Annotated in this window: 29 protein-coding genes and 1 riboswitch; of the genes, 18 read left to right on the forward strand and 11 right to left on the reverse strand. The window is 68.8% G+C overall.

Features of this window, described 5'->3' with window-relative positions; genetic code table 11:
* The first annotated feature begins 26 nt into the window (after positions 1 to 26).
* The 3 genes from AC1DMQ_RS10220 to AC1DMQ_RS10230 all read left to right on the forward strand — a co-directional run bounded on the left by AC1DMQ_RS10220 (position 27) and on the right by AC1DMQ_RS10230 (position 2,151).
* On the forward strand, positions 27 to 959 hold the full coding sequence (locus tag AC1DMQ_RS10220; protein ID WP_477033453.1) for an IMCp domain-containing protein: 933 nt from the start codon (positions 27 to 29) through the stop codon (positions 957 to 959).
* 132 nt (positions 960 to 1,091) lie between these two features.
* Positions 1,092 to 1,292 carry a hypothetical protein gene (locus AC1DMQ_RS10225; RefSeq protein ID WP_477033454.1) on the forward strand — a complete coding sequence of 67 codons (201 nt, stop codon included), beginning with the start codon at positions 1,092 to 1,094 and terminating at the stop codon, positions 1,290 to 1,292.
* 97 nt (positions 1,293 to 1,389) lie between these two features.
* Complete coding sequence (locus AC1DMQ_RS10230) at positions 1,390 to 2,151, forward strand: DUF4019 domain-containing protein (protein ID WP_477033455.1); 762 nt, start codon at positions 1,390 to 1,392, stop codon at positions 2,149 to 2,151.
* On the opposite strand, the gene cuyB is transcribed toward AC1DMQ_RS10230, so the two are convergent.
* The gene (gene cuyB, locus AC1DMQ_RS10235; protein WP_477033456.1) at positions 2,152 to 2,832 is read right to left on the reverse strand and encodes a cysteate racemase; all 681 of its coding nucleotides are present in this window, start codon (positions 2,830 to 2,832) and stop codon (positions 2,152 to 2,154) included.
* The gene (cuyA, locus tag AC1DMQ_RS10240; RefSeq protein WP_477033457.1) at positions 2,825 to 3,826 is read right to left on the reverse strand and encodes a D-cysteate sulfo-lyase; all 1,002 of its coding nucleotides are present in this window, start codon (positions 3,824 to 3,826) and stop codon (positions 2,825 to 2,827) included. The genes cuyB and cuyA overlap by 8 nt, the downstream gene beginning before the upstream one ends.
* 167 nt (positions 3,827 to 3,993) lie before the next feature.
* Here cuyA and AC1DMQ_RS10245 point away from each other — a divergent pair, with 167 nt between their 5' ends.
* Genes AC1DMQ_RS10245 through ypfJ form a run of 3 tightly spaced genes read left to right on the forward strand, consistent with a single transcriptional unit; the run spans position 3,994 to position 5,898 of the window.
* On the forward strand, positions 3,994 to 4,551 hold the full coding sequence (locus AC1DMQ_RS10245; protein ID WP_477033458.1) for a tetratricopeptide repeat protein: 558 nt from the start codon (positions 3,994 to 3,996) through the stop codon (positions 4,549 to 4,551).
* Between the two features lie 54 nt (positions 4,552 to 4,605).
* Complete coding sequence (locus AC1DMQ_RS10250; protein WP_477033459.1) at positions 4,606 to 5,004, forward strand: hypothetical protein; 399 nt, start codon at positions 4,606 to 4,608, stop codon at positions 5,002 to 5,004.
* Between the two features lie 45 nt (positions 5,005 to 5,049).
* A complete protein-coding gene (ypfJ, locus tag AC1DMQ_RS10255; protein WP_477033460.1) occupies positions 5,050 to 5,898 on the forward strand; it encodes a KPN_02809 family neutral zinc metallopeptidase in 849 nt (282 codons plus the stop codon).
* Here ypfJ and AC1DMQ_RS10260 read toward each other — a convergent pair.
* Positions 5,895 to 6,683, reverse strand: a complete 789-nt coding sequence (locus tag AC1DMQ_RS10260; protein WP_477033461.1) for an alpha/beta fold hydrolase — start codon at positions 6,681 to 6,683, stop codon at positions 5,895 to 5,897. The two genes, ypfJ and AC1DMQ_RS10260, sit on opposite strands and share 4 nt — an antisense overlap.
* Before the next feature lie 66 nt (positions 6,684 to 6,749).
* Positions 6,750 to 8,162, reverse strand: coding sequence for a serine hydrolase domain-containing protein (locus tag AC1DMQ_RS10265; RefSeq protein ID WP_477033462.1), 1,413 nt, complete (start codon positions 8,160 to 8,162; stop codon positions 6,750 to 6,752).
* Positions 8,163 to 8,221: 59 nt separating this feature from the next.
* Between AC1DMQ_RS10265 and AC1DMQ_RS10270 the strand changes: the two genes are divergently transcribed.
* The gene (locus AC1DMQ_RS10270) at positions 8,222 to 8,728 is read left to right on the forward strand and encodes a MarR family winged helix-turn-helix transcriptional regulator (RefSeq protein WP_477033463.1); all 507 of its coding nucleotides are present in this window, start codon (positions 8,222 to 8,224) and stop codon (positions 8,726 to 8,728) included.
* Between the two features lie 30 nt (positions 8,729 to 8,758).
* On the opposite strand, the gene AC1DMQ_RS10275 is transcribed toward AC1DMQ_RS10270, so the two are convergent.
* Positions 8,759 to 9,385: a glutathione S-transferase family protein gene (locus AC1DMQ_RS10275; protein WP_477033464.1), complete on the reverse strand. Its 627-nt coding sequence runs from the start codon at positions 9,383 to 9,385 to the stop codon at positions 8,759 to 8,761.
* Positions 9,386 to 9,466: 81 nt separating this feature from the next.
* Complete coding sequence (locus AC1DMQ_RS10280; RefSeq protein WP_477033465.1) at positions 9,467 to 9,994, reverse strand: RidA family protein; 528 nt, start codon at positions 9,992 to 9,994, stop codon at positions 9,467 to 9,469.
* A 110-nt stretch (positions 9,995 to 10,104) separates the two neighbouring features.
* Positions 10,105 to 10,211: riboswitch (TPP riboswitch) on the forward strand.
* 72 nt (positions 10,212 to 10,283) lie between these two features.
* Between AC1DMQ_RS10280 and thiC the strand changes: the two genes are divergently transcribed.
* From thiC to AC1DMQ_RS10295, 3 genes are all read left to right on the forward strand, one after another.
* Positions 10,284 to 12,122 (forward strand): phosphomethylpyrimidine synthase ThiC, encoded by a 1,839-nt coding sequence (gene thiC / locus AC1DMQ_RS10285; RefSeq protein WP_477033466.1) that lies wholly within the window; start codon positions 10,284 to 10,286, stop codon positions 12,120 to 12,122.
* 3 nt (positions 12,123 to 12,125) lie between these two features.
* Positions 12,126 to 12,635, forward strand: a complete 510-nt coding sequence (locus AC1DMQ_RS10290) for a hypothetical protein (RefSeq protein WP_477033467.1) — start codon at positions 12,126 to 12,128, stop codon at positions 12,633 to 12,635.
* A gap of 110 nt (positions 12,636 to 12,745) precedes the next feature.
* Positions 12,746 to 13,099, forward strand: a complete 354-nt coding sequence (locus tag AC1DMQ_RS10295; RefSeq protein ID WP_477033468.1) for a DUF1428 domain-containing protein — start codon at positions 12,746 to 12,748, stop codon at positions 13,097 to 13,099.
* A gap of 196 nt (positions 13,100 to 13,295) precedes the next feature.
* On the opposite strand, the gene AC1DMQ_RS10300 is transcribed toward AC1DMQ_RS10295, so the two are convergent.
* Complete coding sequence (locus tag AC1DMQ_RS10300; RefSeq protein ID WP_477033469.1) at positions 13,296 to 13,649, reverse strand: SnoaL-like domain-containing protein; 354 nt, start codon at positions 13,647 to 13,649, stop codon at positions 13,296 to 13,298.
* A 160-nt stretch (positions 13,650 to 13,809) separates the two neighbouring features.
* On the opposite strand from AC1DMQ_RS10300, the gene AC1DMQ_RS10305 reads away from it, so the two are divergent.
* Positions 13,810 to 14,604, forward strand: a complete 795-nt coding sequence (locus AC1DMQ_RS10305; RefSeq protein WP_477033470.1) for a DUF2461 domain-containing protein — start codon at positions 13,810 to 13,812, stop codon at positions 14,602 to 14,604.
* 6 nt (positions 14,605 to 14,610) lie between these two features.
* Here the strand turns inward: AC1DMQ_RS10305 and AC1DMQ_RS10310 are convergent, their stop codons facing one another.
* Positions 14,611 to 15,438, reverse strand: a complete 828-nt coding sequence (locus AC1DMQ_RS10310; protein WP_477033471.1) for a hypothetical protein — start codon at positions 15,436 to 15,438, stop codon at positions 14,611 to 14,613.
* Positions 15,439 to 15,550: 112 nt separating this feature from the next.
* On the opposite strand from AC1DMQ_RS10310, the gene AC1DMQ_RS10315 reads away from it, so the two are divergent.
* Together AC1DMQ_RS10315 and AC1DMQ_RS10320 are read left to right on the forward strand one after the other, a co-directional pair.
* A complete protein-coding gene (locus tag AC1DMQ_RS10315) occupies positions 15,551 to 15,937 on the forward strand; it encodes a hypothetical protein (protein ID WP_477033472.1) in 387 nt (128 codons plus the stop codon).
* 105 nt (positions 15,938 to 16,042) lie between these two features.
* Positions 16,043 to 16,459 carry a hypothetical protein gene (locus AC1DMQ_RS10320; protein WP_477033473.1) on the forward strand — a complete coding sequence of 139 codons (417 nt, stop codon included), beginning with the start codon at positions 16,043 to 16,045 and terminating at the stop codon, positions 16,457 to 16,459.
* 89 nt (positions 16,460 to 16,548) lie between these two features.
* Here the strand turns inward: AC1DMQ_RS10320 and msrB are convergent, their stop codons facing one another.
* Entirely contained in the window at positions 16,549 to 17,031 is a 483-nt protein-coding gene (gene msrB, locus AC1DMQ_RS10325) for a peptide-methionine (R)-S-oxide reductase MsrB (RefSeq protein WP_477033474.1), read from the reverse strand.
* Positions 17,032 to 17,152: 121 nt separating this feature from the next.
* On the opposite strand from msrB, the gene AC1DMQ_RS10330 reads away from it, so the two are divergent.
* Positions 17,153 to 17,728, forward strand: coding sequence for a DJ-1/PfpI family protein (locus AC1DMQ_RS10330; protein WP_477033475.1), 576 nt, complete (start codon positions 17,153 to 17,155; stop codon positions 17,726 to 17,728).
* A 56-nt stretch (positions 17,729 to 17,784) separates the two neighbouring features.
* Here AC1DMQ_RS10330 and AC1DMQ_RS10335 read toward each other — a convergent pair whose 3' ends face one another.
* Positions 17,785 to 18,294 carry a heme-binding protein gene (locus AC1DMQ_RS10335; protein ID WP_477033476.1) on the reverse strand — a complete coding sequence of 170 codons (510 nt, stop codon included), beginning with the start codon at positions 18,292 to 18,294 and terminating at the stop codon, positions 17,785 to 17,787.
* 176 nt (positions 18,295 to 18,470) lie between these two features.
* On the opposite strand from AC1DMQ_RS10335, the gene AC1DMQ_RS10340 reads away from it, so the two are divergent.
* The 4 genes from AC1DMQ_RS10340 (at position 18,471) to AC1DMQ_RS10355 (ending at position 21,898) form a co-directional block, all read left to right on the forward strand.
* Positions 18,471 to 20,480 carry an acetyl-CoA carboxylase biotin carboxylase subunit gene (locus AC1DMQ_RS10340; protein ID WP_477033477.1) on the forward strand — a complete coding sequence of 670 codons (2,010 nt, stop codon included), beginning with the start codon at positions 18,471 to 18,473 and terminating at the stop codon, positions 20,478 to 20,480.
* A 40-nt stretch (positions 20,481 to 20,520) separates the two neighbouring features.
* On the forward strand, positions 20,521 to 20,925 hold the full coding sequence (locus AC1DMQ_RS10345) for a DUF805 domain-containing protein (protein ID WP_477033478.1): 405 nt from the start codon (positions 20,521 to 20,523) through the stop codon (positions 20,923 to 20,925).
* 31 nt (positions 20,926 to 20,956) lie between these two features.
* Positions 20,957 to 21,427 (forward strand): DUF805 domain-containing protein, encoded by a 471-nt coding sequence (locus AC1DMQ_RS10350; protein ID WP_477033479.1) that lies wholly within the window; start codon positions 20,957 to 20,959, stop codon positions 21,425 to 21,427.
* A gap of 63 nt (positions 21,428 to 21,490) precedes the next feature.
* On the forward strand, positions 21,491 to 21,898 hold the full coding sequence (locus AC1DMQ_RS10355; RefSeq protein WP_477033480.1) for a DUF805 domain-containing protein: 408 nt from the start codon (positions 21,491 to 21,493) through the stop codon (positions 21,896 to 21,898).
* Here AC1DMQ_RS10355 and lipB read toward each other — a convergent pair.
* On the reverse strand, positions 21,895 to 22,620 hold the full coding sequence (gene lipB / locus AC1DMQ_RS10360) for a lipoyl(octanoyl) transferase LipB (protein ID WP_477033481.1): 726 nt from the start codon (positions 22,618 to 22,620) through the stop codon (positions 21,895 to 21,897). The genes AC1DMQ_RS10355 and lipB overlap by 4 nt on opposite strands.
* Between the last annotated feature and the right edge of the window lie 62 nt (positions 22,621 to 22,682).

Genomic DNA, 22,682 nt, shown 5'->3' on the forward strand with positions numbered 1-22,682 from the left:
CAATGCTCCTGATCGGAGCGGCGACGATGACGCTCGCCGCGCTGGGACCCGTGACGTCCGCGCTCGCGGACGGCTATCCAGCCCGCGTCACCCCCATCACCAAGGCGGCGCCCAGACCCGCGTCGAAGCCGGCCGCCAAGCCCGTGGTCAGGACCCGGGTCAAGATCATCGAACGCCCGGTCTATGTCGAAAAGATCGTCAAGCAGCCGGTCTATATCGAGAAGCGGACCGAGGTGCCCGTCGACCGGATCGTCTATGTCGACCGCCCGGTGGACCGCGTGGTCGAGAAGCGGGTCGAGGTGCCAGTGGTCAAGATCGTCGAGAAGCCGGTCGATCGTCCCGTCTATGTCGACCGTCCCGTCGACCGAATCGTCGAGAAGCGCGTGGAAGTGCCGGTGGATCGCATCATCGAAAAGCGGGTCGAGGTGCCGGTCGAGAAAATCGTCCGGGTGCCGGTTTACATCGAGCACGAGGAGCGCCGGGCCGAACGCCGAGGCTGCGACTGTGACGGCGACCGTCGCGCTTACGAGGATCGCGGCTATCGCGAGCAGGGGCGGATTTACGATCGCGCCGAAAGCAGCGTCGAGCGCACCGAGGAGACCTACGAGTCCGAATCCTCCCGCTACAGCGAGGAAGGCCAGGGCTGGAGCTATCAGGGCAGTTACCAGGCCGGCGACGGCTACGCCCAGTCGCTCGAGGGCGCGGCCGGCGGCGGTTATTACGGCTATTCCAGCGCCCGCTACGGCGTGGGCGGCGGCTGGATCGGCGGCCAGGCCTATGGCCGGACGGGCTATGCCCGTGGTTGGTCGAGCGCCGGCGCGGCCGCCAGCGCCTCTTCCAGCGCTAGGGCAAGCGCCAGCTCCTCAAGCAGCGTGACGGTGTCCGGCGGCGGTCGCTATGGCGGCGGCGGGCATGGCGGCGGCTCAACGGGCGGTCACGGCGGCTGCTGCGGGCATTAACCGCGTTCGCGCAGAAACCGGCGTTCACGGAGCGAAACCGCACCGTTCTGCATAGTCTGGGTTCTGGAATCGGGCATCAATCATCGACGGGGGATCACGTGCGGCGTCGGGCCGCCTGGTCAGGAGCAGCCCGTGGATTTGATCCTGGTGGTCACCAAACCCTTCGACTGGTGCGTCGAACGGCGGGGGCAGACCTTGTCGCGTCATTCCAGCCAGGAGGCCGCCTACAAGGCCGCCCTCGACTACGCCAGCGCGCTGTTCGACGAGGGCATCCGGACCCAGGTCACGATCAAGCCCGAGGCCCGCACCTTCGCGGGGGTCACCGCGGACTAGGAGGGGTTCGCGCGGCGCGCCGGCCTGGGAGTCGGGCGTGCAAAGCTTCCCGTTTCACGTTATGGGGGAGTCGCGCTGATTTTCGGGGGCAAGGTTCATGGACGATCCGCCGAAGCGTTCCTTCGTCACCGGTGAAATAGACGTCAAGACGCTCATCGCGTTCGTGTTCGGCGCGATCTTCATCATCACGATCCTGGTCTTCACGGCGGTGGTGAAAGACCCCAGTCCGACCGAGGTCTGGACCTATCGGATCATCCTGGCCCTGGCCGCCGCCGGGGTCGCGGCCATCCTGCCGGGTTTCATCGACATCAAGTACAAGGGGTTCGTCCAGGCGGGCGGCGCCATCGGCGTGTTCGTGCTGATCCTGCTGGCGTTCCCCGCGCCGGACGCCGCGCGGAAACCCGAATCGCCGAACCCGGACGCGCAGGCGCCCGAGGAGATCGTCTGGCCGACCGAAGACGCGGATTTCGCGGCCCGGAAGTATGTCGACCTCGTCGACAACGGGAAATTCGTGGAAGCCTATGAATCCGTCGACAAGTCGATGGGCGTTCCGTGGACCACGTTCGAGGCCACCTACAAGACCGGTCTTGTTCCCCTGGGCGCCGTGATCGACCGGCGGCAGACGGGCGCCAAGCGGGAGGTGGATCCGCCGGGCCGGCCGAAGGGCGGCTACGCGATCGTCACCTACCAGACGAAGTTCGCCAACGAAGCCAAGTGCCGGGAGGAGGTGGTCTCGCTCAGGGCCATGCCCGACAAGACCTGGAGCGTGTCCAAGCACGAAAGCTCGCCCCAGCAGGTCGACTGCATCGGCCTGGGACCCGCGCCCCCGACTGCCGCGCCCCCGACTGCGAAGGACTGATCAGCCGGCCGAGCAGACCTCGACGCACCGCCTGGCCAGGGCCTCGGTGGCGTCGATGAACGGCACGGTCAGGTCGGCCGCCCCCATCACCAGCGGCACCTCGGTGCAGCCCGCCACCACCACCTGAGCCCCCTTGCCGACCAGCCGATGAGCGAGGGCGGCCATGGTCTCGCGGCTGTCCGCGCCCAGGTCTCCGTGCTTGATGCGATAGAGCAGGGCCATGAACTCGACCTGCTCGTGGTCGTCCAGGGTCACCGCCTCGATCCCCAGGTGCGAGAAGGTCCGGCGATACAGCGCCAGGGCCCCGCCGGTGCCCAGCACGCCGACGCGCTCGGCGCCGCCCTCTGACTTGGCGGCCTTCGCGGCCAAGCCGGCGGTCTCGATCAGGTCGACGAGGGGCAGGCCGCTGGCCTTCACCTGGTCCGCATAGGCGTGGGCGGTGTTGCAGGCGATGGCCAGCACCTGGGCCCCGGCCTCGCGCAGGCCCACGGCCATCTGGGCCAGCACCGGCCCGGCCTCGTCATAGCTGTTGTTGCGGTCGGGAACCTTGGGGTTGATGTCGACCAGCACCCGCAGGTGGTCCTGCTCGCGGCTGACCGGCGTGGCCGCCTGCAGCTTGGCCAGGAAGTCCAGGGTGGCGGCCGGGCCCATGCCGCCGAGAACGCCCAACACCTTAGACAAGGGCGGCCTCCAGTTCGCTCTGATAGCCGAACAGCCCCTGGGCGCCGCCGGTGTGCAGGAACACCACCCGCTGGCCCTTGAACGCGCCCTTGCGGGCCTGGTCGATCAGGCCCTTCATCGCCTTGCCCGAATAGACCGGATCCAGCAGCAGGCCCTCGGTGCGGGCCGCCAGGGTCAGGGCGTCGATCACCCCCTGGTCGACCAGGCCGTAGCCCGCGCCGACATAGTCGCAGTCGGCCACGACCATCTCGCGCGTCACCCGGCCGGCCGCGCCGATCGTCTCGGCGGTGGCGACCGCCAGGTTGAAGACGTTCTCCTCCTGCTTGGCCTTGGGGGCGCGGACGCCGAAGCCGAGGATCGGGATGTCGACGCTCAGCGCCGCGAAGCCCGCCACTAGGCCCGCATGGGTGCCGGCGCTGCCGGTGGCGGTGACCAGGCGGTCGATCTTCAGGTCCATCATGTCGGCCTGGACCACCAGCTCGCGGGCGCAGTCGACATAGCCCAGGGCGCCGACCGTGTTCGAGCCGCCGCCGGGGATGACATAGGGCTTGCCGCCGCGCTGGCGCACCGCCGCCGCCGAGGCTTCCAGCTCGGCGACCATGTCGGTCCCGCCCGGCACGAAGCGGATCGCCGCGCCCATCAGCCGGTCCAGCAGGACGTTGCCGTTGCCGACATAGTCGCTGGCCTTCGAGCCCGTGCGCTCCTCCAGGATGATCTCGCTCTTGAGGCCAAAGCGCGCGCCGGCCGCGATGGTCTGGCGCACATGGTTGGACTGTACCGCGCCCTGGGTGACCAGGGTGTCGGCGCCCTGGGCAAGGGCCTCGCCCAGCAGGAACTCCAGCTTGCGGGTCTTGTTGCCGCCGCCGGCCAGGCCGGTGCAGTCGTCGCGCTTGACCCACAGGTCGATCCCAAGCTCCGCGCCCAGGCGGGACAGGGGCTCCAGGGGCGTGGGCAGGTGGGCGAAACGGGCGCGGGGGAAACGGGCCAGGTGCATCGAAGGCCTTTCGCAGCAAGGGAACTATCGTTCGCCGATTCCCTACAGGCTCGGCCGCCGCTGTGCTATGCTGACGACCATAAAATCACGACCCGGCGCGGCCAACGCGCGACTGCCCCCAGCCGCGCGCCCTCGTCAGAAGGCCGTGCGAGTTTGGGAGAAGACGCATGTTGAAAACCACCCTCTGGGCGGCGGCTTTCGCGACCGCCATCGCCTGCGCCGGAACCGCCGGCGCATCCACCCTGGTCATCGGCGGCGGCGCGGCCAAGGATTGCGCCGACGCGGCGATGGACGGGCGCAAGGACAGCGCTTCGGTCACCACCTGCACCGTGGCCCTCGAGACCGAGACCCTGAACTTCCGCGACAAGGCCCGCACCTACGTCAATCGCGGCGTCCTGCAGATGCGGCAGCGCAACTTCGACGACGCTGTCGAGGATTTCGACGCCGCTTCGCGGATCGACCCCAATCTGGGCGAGGCCTACGTCAATCGCGGCGCGGCCTATGTGGGCACCAGCCGTTATGGCGAGGGTCTCAGCCAGATCGACCGGGGCCTGGCCCTGGGCGTCAAGGATCCCGAAAAGGCCTATTACAACCGGGCCGTGGCCAATGAGAGCCTGGGCGACGTGACGGCGGCCTATCGCGACTTCACCAAGGCGGCTGAACTCGACCCCGAATGGGATGCGCCCAAAACCGAACTGACGCGTTTCACCGTCAAGCAGCCCTGAACCCGACGCATTGAAGGCGTTGAATTTGGGGCCCTGAAGTTGGAGCCCCAAGGCATGAGCACGGTTCGGACGATGATCGCGGCGACGGGGCCAACCCTGATGTTGGCCCTGGCTGTCTGCACGTCGGCCCACGCCCAGGCCGACCTGAGGGGCGTGCGCGATCGCAACGTGATCCTACTGCAGCAGGATATCGCCCGCCAGAACGCCCTGGCGGCCCAGCGCGAGCTGTCGGCCGCCCAGAGCCGCTACGCCACCCAGCTGACCCTGCGCGGACTGAACGAGTCCGCGGCGACGCCGACCGCGCCGACCCTGCGGCCGCCCCTTCCGCCGACCCCGCCGCGCGGCCCCGGCGCCGAGGACATGGCCGCCGACATCGAGCGGATGGACCGCCTGACCGACCAGGCCCTGGCGGCCGGCAACATCCGCATGCGCGCCATCAAGCCGGCGTCCTGACGCCTCTCTAGCAACTCGAATTCGCAACACTGGGAGACCGATCGCATGGAATGGGGTGGGGGACGCCGCGAAGGCAATATCGAGGACCGTCGGGGTCTGGGTCCGGTGGGCGTGGCCGGCGGCGGCATCGGCGCGGTGGTGCTGGCGGTGATCGGCTATTTCGTGTTCGGCGTGCCGCCCGAGACCACGATGAACGCCGTCAACGGCGTCCAGCAGCCCGCCGCCCAGGAGGGCGTGCGCGGTCAGGTCAGCGACGAGGCCGGCCGGTTCGTCGACGTGATCGAGACCTCCAACACCGACGTCTGGGGGCCGCTGCTGGCCAAGCACGGCGTCAGCTATCGCCCGCCCCAGGCGGTGGTGCTGTACGATCAGGCCACCGGCACCGGCTGCGGCACGGGCCAGTCGGCCATGGGGCCGTTCTATTGCCCGGCCGACAACAAGGTCTATCTGGACCTGAGCTTCTGGAACGAGCTGGAAAGCCGGTTCGGAGCCAAGGGCGAGTTCGCCCGCGCCTATGTGATCAGCCACGAGATCGGCCACCACATCCAGAGCCTGACCGGCGCCTCGGACGAGGCGCGGCGCCTGGGCGCGCGCGGGGCCGAGAGCGGCTCGGTGCGGCTGGAGCTGCAGGCCGACTGCTACGCCGGCGTCTGGGCCCGCCACGCGCCCGAGGCCTCGGGCGGCGGCATCCAGATCAGTCGGGCCGACATCGAGGACGGCCTGGGCGCGGCCGCGGCGGTCGGCGACGACGCCATCCAGGAGCAGTCCCAGGGCCGGGTCATGCCCGACAGCTTCACCCACGGCACCTCGGCCCAGCGCATGCGCTGGTTCGGCAAGGGCTACGACGCCGGCGACCCCGGCGCGTGCGACACCTTCACGGCGCGGACGCTCTAGCCGCCCGCCTTGGCCGCCGTCGCGATCAGGTCGGTGATCGCCTGCGGGTGCGAAATCATCGAGACGTGGCTGGACGGCAGCTCGATCGTCGTCGCCTTCATCCGCTGGGCCAGGAACCGCTCCAGGTCGGGCGAGGTCGTCTCGTCGCGGGCCGAGACGGCGTACCAGCTGGGCTTGCCGCGCCACGCCGCGACCGTGGTCCTGGCCGCGAACAAGTCCGCGGCGATCGGTTGCTGCGCGGCGTACAGCACCCGCGCCCGAGCGGCGGGCACGTCGCCGGCGAAGTGCTTCAGGAAAGCGTCCTCCGTCAGCCAAGAATAGCCGTCGGTCGTCACCACCCCGGCGCGGACGGGCATGGTCGGGTAGCGCGCGGCGAGGGCGGCGAAGTCCTCGCCCGCGTCGGGCGCGCGGGCGGCGACGTAGACCAGGGCCGTGACCTTGGGATCGACGCCGGCCTCGGTGATCACCACGCCGCCCCAGGAATGGCCGACCAGCACCGTCGGGCCGTCCTGCCGGGCCAGGACCCGGCGCGTGGCGGCCACGTCGTCGGCCAGCGAGGTCAGGGGGTTCTGCACGACGGTGACGTTGAAGCCGGCCGCCTGCAGCCTCGGGATCACATCGCTCCAGCACGAGCCGTCGGCCCAGGCGCCGTGCACCAGCACCACGTTGCGTACCGGCGCCCGGGCGAAGGCCCGCGTTCCGCCAACGCCGGCCAGGGCCGCCGCGCCGAGGGCCGCGCGCAGGGTGGCGCGGCGATTGAGGGTGGGGGTGGTCGATCGAGCCATGCCGTTGTCCTCCAGCCGTGGATCACGATGCCATATTCGGCTGGACGGGCGCGATGGATACGGGGCTCACGCCTTCGTGAAGCTCGGCAGGCGATTGCCGAGGTACTCGGCCGGGTTCACGGCCGTCGGGTGGCCGCGGTTGCACAGCACCGCCGTGACGTAGCCGGACCCCGGATAGATCGCCAGCTCGCCATTGACCCCCGGCGCGCCGCCGCCGTGGCCGTGGAAGGTGACGCCGTTGCGGGTCTGCACCCGGAAGCCCAGCGCCCAGCGCGAGGTGGCGCTCGCCTCCACCCTCGGCGTGGTCAGCAGCCGGGTATGGGCGGGGTCCAGAAGCCGATGGGACGTCAGGGCCGTCGCGAAGGCGTGCAGGTCGTCGACGGTGGAATAGCCGCCGCCCGCCGGCAGGCCGGCATAGGGTGTCAGCGACTTGAACCCGGCCAGCGCGCTGCCGGAATAGGGCAGGGCGTCGCCGACGCGCGGTTGCTGGCTGGTCGCCGTCATGCCGGCCGGGCGGAAGACGTGCTGGTCGAAATAGGCCTCGTACGGTTGTCCGGCGACGCGCTCGAGGATCGCGCCCAGCAGGACAAAGCCGTAGTTGCTGTAGGCGAACTTCGCGCCCGGCTCGAACAGCGGCTCGCGCGGGCCGTACAGCCGCACATAGTCCGACACCGTGCGCAGCTCGGCCTGGTGGCTGTCGTGGAAGGCGCCGAAGATGTCGCCCGTGCCGCCGGTGTGGGTCAGCAGGTGCTCGACGGTCAGGCGCTTGGCCAGGGCGGCGTTGGGATAGTCGGGCAGCAGGGCGGCGACCGTGTCGCCCAGGCCCAGCCGTCCGGCCTGGACCTGCTGCAGGACCCCGACGGCGGTGAACATCTTGCCCATCGAGCCGATGCAGAACCGCGTGCCGACCTGGGCCTTCCGCCCGTTGTCGCGGTCGGCCAGGCCGTAGGCTTGGCGGGAGATCACGCGGTCCCCGCGCGCCGCCAGCACCGCGCCGGAGAAGCGGTCGGCGCCGGCCTCGATGCGCAGCTTGCTCGTCAGCGCCGCGACGGCTTGGGCCTCGCTCAGGCGGGCGATCTTGAACCCGTCCGGCGGCGCGGCGCCCGCGAAGGCGAGGTCGGTCATCCCGCCGTCCGGCCCGGTCGTCAGCACCACCTTGGAGAACCGGTCCCAGGCGCGGTCCTGGACCCAGGCGGTCAGCTCGCCCGGCGAGGTCAGGCTGGCGCGCAGCACGGTGAAGCCGCCGGACGCCTCGCGGGTGGCCAGATCCTCGTCGACATAGGGCAGGGCGTCGGGCAGCCGCGCCTGGATGAAGGCGCGATAGGCGGCCGGGTCGTCGCCGTTGAACACCGCCAGCCATTGCCGGAACAACGTCTTGGCGGGCTCGTCGCCGGCCAGGTCGTCGGCGCACCAGGCGGTGGTCGCGCACAGGCCGCCGCCCAGCAGGATCGAGCCCGCCACGAAACCACGCCTGTTCATCCGCCGAAGCCTCCTGTATAGCTGCCCGGAAGAAATGTAAGTGCTTACGGATGTTGTCAATGGCCGATGAGGCGCCGCCGGAGTCCGGCGACTACACCCTGCGATCCGGGGCCGCCGCCCTCGGCGCGCGGCTGCGGCGGCTGTCCGAGCGGATCGACCGCGACGCCGGCCGGCTCTACGCCGAACTCGACGTGCGGTTCGAGCAGCGGTGGTTCGGTGTGCTGAACCAACTGACCCTGAACGGCCCGCGATCGGTGGGCGAGCTGGCCGCCGCCCTGGGCGTCACCCACGTCGCGGTCAGCCAGGTGCGGCAGGCCTTGGTGGCCGAAGGGCTGGTGGCCGAGGACCGCGATCCGCGCGACGGCCGCAGCCGCGTCCTGCGCCTGACCGACGAGGGCTTGGCCTTGACGCGGCGGTTGGCGCCGGCCTGGAAGGCCCTGTCGGCGGCCGCGGTCGCGCTGAACGCCGAGGCCCAGGACGCCCTGGCCGCGCTGGAGCGGCTGGAGGCGGCGCTGGACCGGTCTTCGATCCTGGAGCGCGCCAGGCAGGCGTTGGGGGAGAGCTAGCGCGCCTCAATTCGCGGGGCGGACGGGGGTTTAGGTGTTCACCCCTTCGTGCGACCGCTCCATGGCGCGCTTGTAGGCGTCGCGGCCCGTGGTGCGGGCGAGGTAGGCCTGTTCGACGTCGCCGAGGATGACGCCGCAGTTCCGTTGGCCCAGGTTCAGGGCGTAGGTCACCGAGATGTCGGCGGCGGTGAAAGCCTCGCCCGCGAGGTAGGGCGAACTGGCAAGCCGTTGGCTGACCAGCTTCAGCCGCTTCTGGAACGACCGCAGACACCAGGTCGCGCCCCAGTTCTCCCGCTCGGCCTCGGGCGCGATGAAGCGGCTGACGACGACGGGCATCATCAGGGTCGCGAGGCCGGCTTCGCCCAGGTGCAGGAACTGCTGGTAGGCGGGGAAGTTCGGATCGTGCGGCGCGGGCGCCAGCGGCGTCGGCCCGTAGCGGGCCAACAGGTACTCCATGATCGCGATCGACTCGACCATGACGACGTCGCCGTCCTGGATCGCCGGGATGTAGTCGGCGGGGTTGACCGCCAGGAACTCGGGGTCCTGCTCGGCGGCCAGCATGTCCACCTGCCGCACCCGATAGGGCAGGCCCATCTCCTCCAGCACCCAGACGACCCGGATCGATCGCGAGGTCTGTCCGCCCCAAACGGTGATCATGCGCCGGCCCTTTCCCGGAATGACTGAGGATCGACCGTAGCAAACCTCATATGGGCCTGGCGCTCCAGGCCTATGCAAAGCCTACGGGCGGCCATGTGCAGGCACTTTGGCGATCACCTGCACCTCGACGATGCCGTGCGGGTTCAGCAGGCCCGTCGTTCCCACCGCCGTCCAGGCGGGGTGCGGGGCCTTCATGAACTCGGACTTCACGGCGTTGAACATCGCCAACTGTTCGCGGCGCGGGGCCGGCTGGTCGGGACCTTCCCAGACGTGGAAGCTGTTGATCATCACCACGTCGTCGAAGCTGGCGCCCGAGGCTTTCAGCGTGGCGTCGATGGCCTGGAACGCCCGGCGCACCTGGGCCTTGAAGGCCTCGGCGTCGGTGCCCTCGTCGTCGGCGCGCCCGACGATCACGCCCGAAACGTAGAGCGTGTCTCCGGCCCGCCGGGCCGGGGCGTAGTGGATGGTGTCGTAGCTCTGCTGCTGGCGGGCGTTGGCGATGATCACCTCGCCGTGCGGGGCCGGGATCTTCCTGACCACGTCCTGGGCGAAGGCGGGCGCGGCGGTCAGGGCCAACAGGGCGGCGAGGGCGAGGCGGGACGGGATCATGCTAGGGCTCCGGAAGAACTGCGTTCGCTTGATCGGGCGGCGCCGGCCTCCTTGGCAAGTGAACTCCTCGTCACACGGGTTGACCCGCGTGTCAGTCGGCCTAGTGTCCCCCCCGTTCACCGGGGGGCCGCTTCGCGCGGCTGAGATTGGGCGCCAGCCCTGACCCGTCGAACCTGATCCGGGTCATGCCGGCGAAGGGAGGGAACGCGGTCGGAGCTTCGAAACCCCGCCCGTAAACCGACTTAGCGCGACACGTCCGGGTCTCCTTAACGCCCGAGGAGCGCCCGAAATGAACGTTCAACTGCCCATCAAAGACGCCATCGGCGCCATCCCCACCGGGGAGCGCCCCGGCAGCCGCAAGGTCTACCAGGCCGGCTCGCTGTTCCCCGACATCCGGGTGCCGTTCCGCGAAGTCGCGGTCCATCCCAGCGCCAACGAGCCGCCGGTCACCATCTACGACCCGTCGGGCCCCTATACCGACCCCCACGCCAAGATCGACATCGAGCAGGGCCTGGAGCGCTCGCGCGAGCCCTGGATCATCGCCCGCGGCGACTGCGAGCTGGTGGCCAATCCCCGCGAGGTGAAGCCCGAGGACAACGGCTTCGCCCAGGGCAAGCACCTGGCCCCGCAGTTCACCGCCAAGCGCCCGATCTTCAAGGGCGCCCAGGGCAAGCTGGTCACCCAGCTGGAATACGCCCGGGCCGGCGTCGTCACCGCCGAGATGGAATATGTCGCCATCCGCGAGAACCTGCGCCGCGAGCAGGACCGCCCGTGCATCCGCGACGGCGAGGACTTCGGCGCCTCGATCCCCGACTTCGTGACGCCCGAGTTCGTCCGCCAGGAAGTGGCGCGCGGCCGGGCCATCATCCCGGCCAACATCAACCACGGCGAGCTGGAGCCGATGGCGATCGGCCGCAACTTCCTGGTCAAGATCAACGCCAACATCGGCAACTCGGCGGTGCTCAGCACCGTCGCCGACGAGGTCGACAAGCTGGTCTGGGCCACGCGCTGGGGCGCCGACACGGTCATGGACCTGTCGACCGGCCGCAACATCCACAACATCCGCGACTGGATCATCCGCAACAGCCCGGTGCCGATCGGCACGGTGCCGATCTACCAGGCGCTGGAGAAGGTCAACGGCGTGGCCGAGGACCTTAACTGGGAAGTCTTCCGCGACACCCTGATCGAGCAGGCCGAGCAGGGGGTGGACTACTTCACCATCCACGCCGGCGTCAGGCTTCCCTTTATCCCGCTGACTGCAAAGCGGGTGACGGGCATCGTCTCGCGCGGCGGCTCGATCATGGCCAAGTGGTGCCTGGCCCACCACAAGGAGAACTTCCTCTACGAGCGGTTCGAAGAGATCTGCGAGATCATGCGCGCCTACGACGTGTCGTTCTCGCTGGGCGACGGCCTGCGTCCGGGCTCGACCGCCGACGCCAATGACGAGGCCCAGTTCGCCGAGCTGCGCACCCTGGGCGAGCTGACCAAGGTGGCCTGGAAGCACGGCGTCCAGGTGATGATCGAAGGGCCGGGCCACGTGGCCATGCACAAGATCAAGGCCAACATGGATGAGCAGTTGAAGCACTGCCACGAGGCCCCCTTCTACACGCTCGGCCCGTTGACCACCGACATCGCCCCTGGCTACGACCACATCACCAGCGCGATCGGGGCGGCGATGATCGGCTGGTTCGGCACGGCCATGCTCTGCTACGTCACGCCCAAGGAGCACCTGGGCCTGCCCGACCGCGACGACGTCAAGACCGGCGTCATCACCTACAAGCTGGCCGCCCACGCCGCCGACCTGGCCAAGGGTCACCCCGGCGCGGCCATGTGGGACGACGCCATCAGCCGGGCGCGGTTCGAGTTCCGTTGGGAGGACCAGTTCAACCTGGGCCTGGACCCGGAGACCGCCCGGGCCTTCCACGACGAGACCCTGCCCAAGGAGGCGCACAAGACCGCGCACTTCTGCTCGATGTGCGGTCCCAAGTTCTGCTCGATGAAGATCAGCCAGGAAGTCCGCGAATTCGCGGCCGGCATGGCCCCGAACTCGATCGAACAGGGCATGGCCGAGATGAGCGACAAGTTCCGCGAGCAGGGGTCGGAGATCTATCTGAAGACGGAGAGCTAGAGGGTGATCAGCCTTCTCCTGGCGGCGGCCTTGCAGGTCGCCGCGCCGGCCGTCGCCGATCCGTTGGCTCCGGCCCGGATCGGCGATCTGCAGTGCTACGGCGCCGACACGGTCCGCAGGACCTGCCGCGCCATGGCCGGCTACACCTTCGGGACCGGCGGCCAGATCCTGAACCAGGCCGAGGTGGTGCTCCAGCCCTCGCCGCTGGTGACGATGAAGACCGTCTCGCCGGTGACGATCCGGAACGGCGCGGTCTGCGGCCCGCTGTCGGGCGTCGACAAGGCCCAGATCTCGGTCCGGGGCCGTCGGCTGCCGGAGGAGGACGCCGCGCCGATCCGCGCCCAGCTCCAGCAGTCGATGGCGTCGATGCTGGGCAAGGAAGTCTGCACCACCTATCGGCGCAGCGGCGAGTGGTGGATCGCCGAGGTCACGATGGACGGCGTCGCCCAGCAGGAGATGAACGACACCCTGCTGTGGGTGCCGGCCTCGGCGGGCTACACGGTCCAGCCCTGAGTCGTCTCGCATAAGGGGGAGGGCCACGGGCGAACCCTTTTTTGCCCCGGCATGTCGGAACGTCACGCCGTCGAGCGTCCTCTGTTCACAACCCAGCAGAGGAGGACGCCATGTCCTATGTCGACGGTTTCGTACTCGCGATCCCCAAGGCCAATGTCGAGGCCTACAAAAAAGTGGCCCAACTGGCCGGCCAGGTCTGGATGGAATACGGCGCGCTGTCCTACGTCGAATGCTTGGGCGACGACGTGCCCTACGGCGATCTGACCTCGTTCCCGCGCGCGGTTCAGGCGACCGACGACGAGACCGTGGCGTTCTCGTGGATCGTCTACAAGGACAAGGCCTCGCGCGACGAGATCGTCGCCAAGGTCATGGCCGACCCTCGTCTGCAGCAGGATATGGCGGACATGCCCTTCGACACCAAGCGCATGATCTTCGGCGGCTTCGTGCCGTTCATGCAGCTGTGAGGAGACACACCTGAACCTCTCCCATGGGGAGAGGGAGGGGCCCAAGCGAAGCTTGGGAGGGTGAGGGGGTAAGCCGTCCGACGGCGCGCCGGCAGGGCGCTCGTGTGAAATCGGTGAGGGTGTAACCCCTTATTCTCCCACCGCACGCGGCGGGTCCCTCCCTCTCCCTCTCCCTCTGGGAGAGGGCGCTTAGGCTTTAATAAAAGAACCGCTCTTCGGCGATCTTGCCGTCGCGGATGGTGTAGAGGCCGACCTCGTCCATGGTCGTGCGCTCGCCGGTGGCCTTGGGCGTCAGCTCCATCTTGAAGCCGACCGCGAACTGGTCGCCGTTGACGAACGGACCGGTGACCTCGAAGTCGTGGACCTCGTGGTTGGCGGCCCACCATTCGCCCTTGCCGCGCGCGGCGTCCTTGCCGGTGACGCGGGCCATGTCGCCCGGCATGGCCTCGATGCTGACCACGTCGTCGGCCCAGTATTTCTCGCCGGCCTCGTCGAACTTGCCGGCCTTGCACAGGGCGACGAGGTCGGCGGCGATCTCTTGAACGGTCATGGCAGTGCTCCTGGAATGTGGGGGCTTTCCGGGCAGGACCATCCGCCTTGAAGGTGACAGGCGCAAGACAGTTTGTTCCGCATATGTTCGCGTCGAAGCGCGTTGCTGACAGCGGGTGTCAGCAGGGACAGCCGGCGCGTTTCCGGTCTAGCCTCGCGCCATGACTCATCCGTCCTTTCCCGGCTTCGCCGCCGCCGATCTGGCCTTCCTGACAGGCCTGGCCGCCCACAACGACCGCGAGTGGTTCACGGCCAACCGCGCCGTCTATGACGAGCGCCTGAAGCCGACCCTGTCGGCCCTGATCGAAGCCTTGAACGCGGCTCTGGCGGGGCGCGGCCTGCCGCTGGCCGGCGATCCCAAGAAGAGCGTGTTCCGCATCCATCGCGACGTGCGGTTCTCCAAGGACAAGCGGCCCTACAAGACCCATGTCTCGGCCACGCTCACCCGTGCCAATCTTGATGGAACTTGGCAGAAGCTGTCGCCGGGCCTGGTCTATGTGCACATCGAGCCCGAGGGCGGCCCGATGCCGGCCTTCGACCCGGACACCATCGACCCGCTGGACCCCTCGACCCTGCCGTCGGCCCAGGAGGCGGATGCGGGCTACGCCGGAAACGGACCGTTCGCGGCCGCGGGGTTCTACCTGACCGAACGCCCGCACATCGACGCCTTCCGCCGGGCCATCGTCGCCGATCCCAAGGGCTGGTTGGCGGTCGAAAAGGCCCTGGCCGCCAAGGGGCTGCCGCTGGAACCCGGCGAGCCGACCAAGCGCATGCCCAAGGGTTTCGAGGCGCATGCCGGGACCACGCTGGAGCCGGCCCTGAAGCGCACGCGATGGCTGGTTCGCCAGCCGCTGACCGGCGAGCAGATCGGCGAGGACGAACTGCCCGAGATCATCGCCGACTTCGTCGCCCACGCCCGGCCGCTGCTGACGTTCGGCTGGAAGGCGCTGGCCTAGGAGACGCTAGTCCTTGCGCGCCTTGGCCTCTTCGCCCGTGTAGACGTCCACGCCCTGCTTGGCGCCGCCCGCCTTGAGCTTGCGGATATAGGCCAGCTCCGCCTTGGCGCCCCCGTGGTCGGGCTCCAGTTCCAGCGACTTCACGTAGGCGGCCTCGGCCTCGTCCAGGCGATTGAGTTCGGTCAGGCAGAAGCCGCGGCCGCGCTGCACGCGCGCCTCGCCGTCGGGATTGGCCAGGGTGGCCATTATGTCGAGCGGCGGCTGGGCGTCGTAGAAGGCCAGGGCCTCGGCGAAGCGATGCTGCAGGACCAGGGCCGAGCCCTTCTCGGTGACCAGCATCAGGTTGTCGGGCTGGAAGGCCAGTCCGCGGTCCAGCCAGATCAAGGCTTCCTCGGGCTGGCGGCGCTCGACCGCCAGCGTGCCGAGCAGGAAGGCGGCCGTGCCGTAGGTGTTGATCACGGCGACGGCCTTGTTCTGCTCCGAACCCTTCTTGCCCTCGTTCGAGGCCGCCACGGCCAACATGGTCGCCAGGGCCGCGCGCGAGTCGTTGACGCGGATCGTCGTCAGGCCGGGCTGGTAGTCGACGACCGGCCATCGGGCGGGCGCGTTGGCCACCACCTTCCGCAGGTCCGGGACCATCGGCTCCAACTCGGCGAAGGAGGTGACCTTCAGGGCCTTCTCGACCACCTTGCGGTCCTTGGCCTCCTGCTTGTCGAACGCCTTCTGGTCGACGGCCGGCGGCGAAGAGGCGGCCTGGGCCAGGGCTAGGGCCGGCAAGGCGGTCGATGACAGCAAGGTGGCGGCGAGGATCGCCTTGAAGATGGTCGCGCGCACGAGTTGTCTCCAGCGAAGCTTGTCGTCGAGGTTAGAGTACGTTTGTAATAATTCAAGCCTGACGTAACGGGGCCGATTGGAACGCGCGGCGCCGTTTCCGCATTCCACAGCCATGCTCGCCCTGATCCTCGACCTTTCCAACATCCTCGGCGGTTTCCTGCTGGCCATCGGCCTGCTGGCGCTGATCCCCAACGCAGGCGACAGCCTGGTCCGGTTCGCCGACCGGCTGGGCCCGTTCCGCTGGATCGTTGGGATCATCGCCCTGATCTGCGGCGGCTATTTCCTGATCGTCCACCTGATCAGCGGGCCGCGGGTCTTCCACTTCGAGATCGTCGGGATCGCGGTCGGGGTGCTGCTGCTGTGGGATCGCCTGCGGGCCGGAAGGTTGGCGGGCCGCGACCTGCCGGCCAGCGGCGCGCAAGGGCCGGGTCTGGTGCTGGCGGTGTTCGGGATCATCGCCATGCTCGTGGGCCTGCAGGGGATCTTCACCTCGGACTAGCCCTGCTGACGCTTCTCAATCGGCCGTTAAGGCGGCGGGCGCAGAGTTTTCCGCAATCCGCCAGCCCAATACCCGGCTTTAGGGTGGAGCCCAGGGAAGACCGTCATGTCCTCGACCGTGACATCCAGCTTTCGACGCGGCCACGATCACTTCGAGCCGCAGGACACCGATCCCCAGACCCAGCGCCGCCTGCGCGGTCACCTGGAGCAGATCGACTACACGGCCTTCGCCTCCAACACCGCCGTGATCGCCCAGGTGATCGGCAAGAGCGACTCCGGCAAGTTCCAGCGCCTGGCGGTGGCCGCCGCCGTGGCCCGTGCCCGCTGGGTGGCCGAGGCGGTGTCCATGACCGAAAGCGGAGGGGCGATCTCGGCCGAGCAGACGGCGCGCCTGGCGACCCTGCGCACCGCCTACGAAGAGTTGGCCGCGGTCTACGAGGCCATGCGGCGCATGGTCGAGCGCGGCTACCTGAACTACAGCGTGCCGATGGTCACCGAGGGTGGAAACGAAGTGGCGCGCTGATCCGGGGACATGCCTTCGCGGCGTGTCCCCACCCGCGAACGCCGCGTCTGAACTCGGGGACACGCCGCAAGGGCATGTCCCCAGCGGAGCTAGCCCGCGACCTTGTCGCCGCGATGCAGCGGGTCGGGTAGGGGATCGCCGGCCTTCACGAACTGCAGCGACACCGAATTGATGCAGTAGCGCAGCCGCGTCGGGGCCGGGCCGTCCGGGAAGACGTGGCCCTGGTGGCTGTCGCAGCGGGCGCACAGGGTCTCGATGCGCAGCATGCCGTAGGAGGTGTCGCGCACCTCCTTGACGTGCTCTTCGTCGAACGGCGCGTAGAAGCTGGGCCAGCCGGTGCCGCTCTCGAACTTGGTCTTGTATTCGAACAGCGGCAGGCCGCACTCGCGGCAGCAGTAGACGCCGGGGCTCTTCTCGCCCAGCAGGCCGCCGCAGAACGGGGCCTCGGTGCCGTGGTGCAGCAGGACGCGGGCTTCCTCGGCCGTCAGGTCGGCCTCCAGGCGCTGGCGTTCCGGCTCGGTCGGCGGGGTCAGATCGAAGCCGGTGGCGGAGAGATGGGCTGTGTCGGTCATGGCCAGCAATCTAGGCATTCGGACCCGTCACCGATAGAGGGCGGCCTGCTGACAAGTCGGGGCCGGGCGGAGCATAAGGTCGCTCGCCGCGTTCGTTTCGAACCGCTGAAAGGACCTTCCCATGACCGTCGCCGTCGCTTTCCTGCAACCGGGCTGGGCCGACTGGGAGGCCGGGCAGGTCCTGCCGGCCCTGCGCGAGTACTATGGCGTGCAGATCGAGATCGCCACGCCGGACGGCGAGCCGCAGACCTCGATCGGCGGGGTGCTGGCCGCCGCCGACTACAAGTTCGCCGATCCTGTGCTGTCGGACGCCGACGTCTACCTGCTGATCGGCTCGGACGCCTGGGCCGACTACAAGGACGACGGGCTGTTCGCCCTGCTGCGCCAGGCCCTGGCCGACGGCAAGATCGTCGGGGCGATCTGCGCCGGGACCGTGGCCGCCGCGCGGGCCGGGCTGCTGGCGGGCCGGACCCACACGTCCAACGACCGCGACTGGTTCAACAAGGTCGCGCCGGACTATGCCGGAAGCGAGGGCTATGTCGACAGCGCCAAGGCGGTGACCCACGGCAAGCTGGTGACCGCTCCGGGCACGGCGCCCGTGACCTTCAGCGCCGCGATCTGCCGTCTGGTCGCGCCGGAAGCGGGCGACAAGCACGACGAGTACGTGGCGATGTGCGCCCGGGAGTTCGCGGACTGAGGCCAGACGTGCTTGGCCGGGGACATGCCCATGGGCATGTCCCCGATCGCGAGATTCTATTTCAGCGCCGCCGCCGCGACCCGCGCCACGGCGCCGTCCTGGGCGCCGGAGCCGCCCGAGACGCCGATGGCTCCGGCGATCTTGCCGTCGACGATCAGCAGTTCGCCGCCGTCGATGGCCAGGGCGCCGGTGAAGATGGCGTTCAGCGTGCCGCCCTTCACCGCTTCCTGGAAGTAGGAGGTCGGGCGGCGGAAGCTGGCGCTGGTCTCGGCCTTGCGGCGGGCCACGTCGTTGGAGCCGTACTGGGCGCCGTCCATCTTCTCGCTGAACACCATGGCCCCGCTGGGCTCGACCACGACGATGACCATCGACCAGCCCTGCTTGCGGGCCTCGGCCTCGGCGGCTGCGGCGGCGATCTTGGCCTGGGCCAGGGTGACCGGCTGGCCGTAGGGCGGGGCCGGCGGCGGCGCGGCGGGCGCGGCGGGAGCCGGGGCGGTCTGGGCCAGGACAGGGCCCGCGGTCAGGATGGCGGCAAGGGTCAGCAGCGCGAAGGCGGGGCGAAGCATCGGTGGTTTCCTCTGGGGCGTGCGAACAGGCCGGGCGCTGGTCGTCACTCGTCGTTACGGTTCCTGTTGGAAACCGGTGTCATGAACAATGTCACGCTGCGGCGCCGTTGCAAACCTCTGGCGGCCTGCTAGTGCCTGTCCAACGAGACAACGAGAAAAGCGTAGGGAACGGCTGGATGTTCAAGAAGCTGCTGATCGCCAACCGGGGCGAAATCGCGGTCCGCGTGATCAAGACCTGCCGTCGCCTGGGCATCAAGACCGTCGTGGTCTATTCCGACGCCGACGCCGACAGCCTGGCCGTCGAGATGGCCGACGAGACCGTGCACATCGGTCCCGCGCCCGCCAACCAGTCGTACCTGGTGGCCGACAAGATCATCGCCGCCTGCAAGCAGACCGGGGCCGAGGCCGTGCACCCGGGCTTCGGCTTCCTGTCCGAGAACGCGAGCTTCGCCCAGCGTTGCGCCGACGAGGGCGTGGTGTTCATCGGTCCCAACCCCGGCGCCATCTCGGCCATGGGCGACAAGATCGAGAGCAAGAAGTTCGCCCAGGCCGCCGGCGTCTCCTGCGTGCCCGGCCACATCGGCGAGATCGACGACACCGCCCACGCCGTGACCATCTCCGAGCAGATCGGCTATCCGGTGATGATCAAGGCCTCTGCTGGGGGCGGCGGCAAGGGCATCCGCGTGGCCTGGAACCGCCAGGACGTCGAGGAAGGCTTCCCGGCCGTGCGCGCCGAGGCCAAGGCCAGCTTCGGCGACGACCGGATCTTCATCGAGAAGTTCATCGAAAGCCCGCGCCACATCGAGATCCAGGTGCTGGGCGACAAGCACGGCAACGTCGTCCACCTGTTCGAGCGCGAATGCTCGATCCAGCGACGCAATCAGAAGGTCATCGAGGAGGCGCCGAGCCCGCTGCTCGACGAGACGACCCGCGCCGCCATGGGCGCCCAGGCCGTCGCCTTGGCCCAGGCCGTCAACTATGACAGCGCCGGCACGGTCGAGTTCGTGGCCGGCCAGGACAAGAGCTTCTACTTCCTGGAGATGAACACCCGCCTGCAGGTCGAGCACCCGGTCACCGAGTTGATCACCGGTCTGGACTTGGTCGAGCAGATGATCCGCAGCGCCTGGGGCGAGGCGCTGGCCTTCGGGCAGAAGGACCTGAAGATCAACGGCTGGGCCATCGAGAGCCGGATCTACGCCGAGGACCCGTACCGCAAGTTCCTGCCGTCGATCGGGCGTCTGGTCCGTTACGACCCTCCGGAGGAGGGACAGCATGAAGGCTATGTTGTCCGCAACGACGCCGGCGTCCGCGAGGGCGACGAGATCTCGATGTACTACGACCCGATGATCTCCAAGCTCTGCACCTGGGCGCCGACCCGCCTGGCGGCGATCGACGGCATGGGCCGGGCGCTGGAGGACTTCCACATCGAGGGCCTGGGCCAGAACATCCCGTTCCTGGCCGCGGTGATGGACCAGGAGCGGTTCCGCTCGGGCCAGATCTCGACCAACTACATCAAGGACGAGTTCGCCGACGGCTTCAAAGGCGTCGAACCGACCCCCGAACAGGTCGACGTGCTGACCGCCGTGGGCGCGGCCATGCAGCGGGTCTACGCGGCCCGGGCGCGGACGACCGACGCGGGCTTGAGCAATCCAATCCGCACCGAATGGGTCGTCGCCGTCGGCCACGCCAAGCGGCGGGTCAAGCTGTCGGGCGGCGCGTCGCTGGGCGAGGCTCCGCTGGTTGTCGAACTGCCCGACGAGGGACGGACCATCAGCCTGGAGACCATCGACTGGCGTCCGGGCAAGCCGGTGTTCCTGGGCAAGCTGGACGGCAAGCCGTTCACCGTCCAGGTGACGCCCGCGGCCGAGGGCTTCACGATCCGCCACCGCGCCGCCAAGGCCAAGGTGCTGGTCCTGACCCCACGCTCGGCCGAACTGCACGACAAGCTGCCCGAAAAGCAGGCCGCCGACACCTCCAAGCTGGTGCTGTCGCCGATGCCCGGCCTGGTGGTCAGCATGGACGTCGTCACCGGCCAGCAGGTCCGCGAGGGCGAGGTGGTCTGCGTGCTCGAGGCCATGAAGATGCAGAACATCATCCGCGCCGAGCGCGACGGCGTGGTCAAGGCGGTCAACGCCAAGGGCGGCGATCCAGTGGCGGCCGACGAGGTGCTGGTGGAGTTCGCCTAGGCGTGGTTTTGTCCCGTCAAGGTAGAGCTTGGGGGATTCGATGACGCTGACGCACAAGATTTTCGGTTTCTCGGGGCGTCTGCGCCGCCGGGACTATTGGCTGATCAACATCGGCACGGCCCTGGTCGTCGCCATGATCACGCTGGTGTCGTTCGCGATCTTCGGCGACGCAGAGCAACCATTCGGCCCCACGGCGATCCTCCAGTACGTGCTGTACATCCCCCAGTTCTGGATCGGTCTGGCCATCGCCCTCAAGCGCTGCCATGACCGCAACAAGGGCGGCGGCTGGGTGGCGTTCTTCTGGCTGGTCCCGATCGTCGGCTGGATCTGGGGCGCTGTCGAACTGGGCTTCCTGGACGGCACTCAAGGTCCCAACAAGTATGGCAAATCGCCCAAGGGCGTCGGCGGCGACACCGACCGCGAATTGGAACGCGTCTTCGCCTGAGCGGGGGCCTGATCGGGCTGGAGGGGACCTGATGACCATTCTGCAGAAGTTCTTCAGCTTCAAAGGCCGCCTGCGCCGCCGCGACTACTGGCTCTGCAGCCTGGCGCTCGGGGTGGCGGGCATGGCGATCGTGCTGCCGCTGATCTTCGGCCTTGTCCTGGGCTTGAAGTTCGAGGCCAACGATCCGCGTTTCTCGCTCCTGACCCTGCTCCTAATCTGGCCGTCGGCCGCCATCCTGGTGAAGCGGATCCATGACCGCGACAAGACCGGCTGGATGGCGGCGAACTACTGGGGGCCCTGGCTGGTCTCGCTGGGCCTGTCCTTCGTCCCCGAATTCGGGCTGGGCGGGTTCAAGGTGCTCCTGGATATCGCCACCACCGTCGTCGGCGTCTGGTACCTGATCGAGTTCGGTTTCATGGACGGCACCCAGGGCAAGAACGCCTATGGTCCGTCGCCCAAGGGCGTGGAGCCGACCGAGAAGGTGGCCGAGGTCTTCTCCTAGCTCTTCCGCTCGACCGCGGCGCGGCCTAGGTTCGGCTCATTGGAGTCGCTGGGGCCTGGCTGAATGAACGATCGCGCGGAATGGTGGGACCTGTTCCTGTCGGCCTCGGGCCGGCTGGCGCGCGGCCCGTTCCTGATCGCCTCGGCCGCGCTGTTCACGTTCGCCGTCGTCTACGAGGCGGTGGCGGGCGTGGTCATCCACCTGCTGACCGGCTGGCTGGTCTATCCGCCGCTGCTGTTCTTCGCGACCTGCCTGCTGTCCAAGCGGCTGCACGACCGCGGCCGGTCAGGCTGGTGGGCGGCGCTGATCCTGCTGTCGCTGGTCGCGGTCTGGCCCACGCCCATGCACGTCCTCGACTTCCTGTTCGGCGCGATCGTGCTCTGGGCGATCATCGAGCTGGGCGTCATGCCGGGAGAGCAGGGCGCCAACCGCTACGGCCCCAACCCGCTGAAACCGGTTTCGGCGGTCTAGACAGGCGCCTCGGCGGTCTCGACCGGTCCGAACACCCGCTGGAAGGCCGTTCGCAGCGCCTCGTCGGCCTCGTCCATGGTCACCGGCAGGCCCAGGTCGACCAGGCTGGTGACGCCATGCTCGGTCTGGCCGCAAGGCACGATGCCCGAGAAATGCTCCAGGTCCGGCTCGACGTTCAGGCTGATGCCGTGAAAGCTGACCCACTTGCGCAGCTTGACGCCGATCGCGGCGATCTTGTCCTCGCGTGACCAGCCGGGGCCCTTGCGCTCGACCCAGACGCCGACCCGGCCCTCGCGCATCTCGCCGGTCACGTTGAAGGCGGCCAGGGCCTCGATGATCCAGGCCTCCAGCGCCGCGACGAAGGCCCGCACGTCGCGACCGCGCTTGGTGAGGTCCAGCATCACATAGACCACCCGCTGGCCAGGGCCGTGATAGGTGAACTGGCCGCCGCGGCCGCTCTCGAACACCGGGAACCGGTCGGGGGCGATCAGGTCGGAAGGCTTGGACGAGACGCCGGCGGTGTAGAGCGGCGGATGCTCCAGCAGCCAGACCAGCTCGCCCGCCGTGCCGTCGGCGATGGCGGCCGCGCGGGCCTCCATGGCGGCAACGGCTGCCGGGTAGGGCACGTACCCGGTCGAAACCGCCCACCCCGCCGGCGCGCCGTCAGGCGCTCCCAGCAGCGGAAGGGCTTTGTTTTCAAAGTTTAACGGGCGATCAAGCATACGGCCTTAGTCTTGCATTGGGTGACGCGCGATCGAGATCGGTCGCGAGTGAAATCCAGGGA

This window comes from Caulobacter sp. 05L422 (assembly GCF_056397765.1).

Excerpts from the sequence above, each read along its gene's own strand:
- AC1DMQ_RS10340 (WP_477033477.1), top strand. The coding sequence starts at position 18,471 with ATGTTCAAGAAGCTGCTGATCGCCAACCGGGGCGAAATCGCGGTCCGC.
- AC1DMQ_RS10305 (WP_477033470.1), top strand. The coding sequence starts at position 13,810 with ATGACTCATCCGTCCTTTCCCGGCTTCGCCGCCGCCGATCTGGCCTTC.
- AC1DMQ_RS10350 (WP_477033479.1), top strand. The coding sequence starts at position 20,957 with ATGACCATTCTGCAGAAGTTCTTCAGCTTCAAAGGCCGCCTGCGCCGC.
- AC1DMQ_RS10295 (WP_477033468.1), top strand. The coding sequence starts at position 12,746 with ATGTCCTATGTCGACGGTTTCGTACTCGCGATCCCCAAGGCCAATGTC.
- AC1DMQ_RS10265 (WP_477033462.1), bottom strand. The coding sequence starts at position 8,162 with ATGAACAGGCGTGGTTTCGTGGCGGGCTCGATCCTGCTGGGCGGCGGC.
- AC1DMQ_RS10355 (WP_477033480.1), top strand. The coding sequence starts at position 21,491 with ATGAACGATCGCGCGGAATGGTGGGACCTGTTCCTGTCGGCCTCGGGC.
- AC1DMQ_RS10220 (WP_477033453.1), top strand. The coding sequence starts at position 27 with ATGACGCTCGCCGCGCTGGGACCCGTGACGTCCGCGCTCGCGGACGGC.
- AC1DMQ_RS10270 (WP_477033463.1), top strand. The coding sequence starts at position 8,222 with ATGGCCGATGAGGCGCCGCCGGAGTCCGGCGACTACACCCTGCGATCC.
- AC1DMQ_RS10320 (WP_477033473.1), top strand. The coding sequence starts at position 16,043 with ATGTCCTCGACCGTGACATCCAGCTTTCGACGCGGCCACGATCACTTC.
- AC1DMQ_RS10300 (WP_477033469.1), bottom strand. The coding sequence starts at position 13,649 with ATGACCGTTCAAGAGATCGCCGCCGACCTCGTCGCCCTGTGCAAGGCC.
- cuyA (WP_477033457.1), bottom strand. The coding sequence starts at position 3,826 with ATGCACCTGGCCCGTTTCCCCCGCGCCCGTTTCGCCCACCTGCCCACG.
- AC1DMQ_RS10230 (WP_477033455.1), top strand. The coding sequence starts at position 1,390 with ATGGACGATCCGCCGAAGCGTTCCTTCGTCACCGGTGAAATAGACGTC.
- AC1DMQ_RS10245 (WP_477033458.1), top strand. The coding sequence starts at position 3,994 with ATGTTGAAAACCACCCTCTGGGCGGCGGCTTTCGCGACCGCCATCGCC.
- AC1DMQ_RS10275 (WP_477033464.1), bottom strand. The coding sequence starts at position 9,385 with ATGATCACCGTTTGGGGCGGACAGACCTCGCGATCGATCCGGGTCGTC.
- AC1DMQ_RS10345 (WP_477033478.1), top strand. The coding sequence starts at position 20,521 with ATGACGCTGACGCACAAGATTTTCGGTTTCTCGGGGCGTCTGCGCCGC.
- AC1DMQ_RS10260 (WP_477033461.1), bottom strand. The coding sequence starts at position 6,683 with ATGGCTCGATCGACCACCCCCACCCTCAATCGCCGCGCCACCCTGCGC.
- ypfJ (WP_477033460.1), top strand. The coding sequence starts at position 5,050 with ATGGAATGGGGTGGGGGACGCCGCGAAGGCAATATCGAGGACCGTCGG.
- AC1DMQ_RS10280 (WP_477033465.1), bottom strand. The coding sequence starts at position 9,994 with ATGATCCCGTCCCGCCTCGCCCTCGCCGCCCTGTTGGCCCTGACCGCC.
- AC1DMQ_RS10315 (WP_477033472.1), top strand. The coding sequence starts at position 15,551 with ATGCTCGCCCTGATCCTCGACCTTTCCAACATCCTCGGCGGTTTCCTG.
- AC1DMQ_RS10330 (WP_477033475.1), top strand. The coding sequence starts at position 17,153 with ATGACCGTCGCCGTCGCTTTCCTGCAACCGGGCTGGGCCGACTGGGAG.
- lipB (WP_477033481.1), bottom strand. The coding sequence starts at position 22,620 with ATGCTTGATCGCCCGTTAAACTTTGAAAACAAAGCCCTTCCGCTGCTG.
- thiC (WP_477033466.1), top strand. The coding sequence starts at position 10,284 with ATGAACGTTCAACTGCCCATCAAAGACGCCATCGGCGCCATCCCCACC.
- AC1DMQ_RS10250 (WP_477033459.1), top strand. The coding sequence starts at position 4,606 with ATGAGCACGGTTCGGACGATGATCGCGGCGACGGGGCCAACCCTGATG.
- AC1DMQ_RS10335 (WP_477033476.1), bottom strand. The coding sequence starts at position 18,294 with ATGCTTCGCCCCGCCTTCGCGCTGCTGACCCTTGCCGCCATCCTGACC.
- msrB (WP_477033474.1), bottom strand. The coding sequence starts at position 17,031 with ATGACCGACACAGCCCATCTCTCCGCCACCGGCTTCGATCTGACCCCG.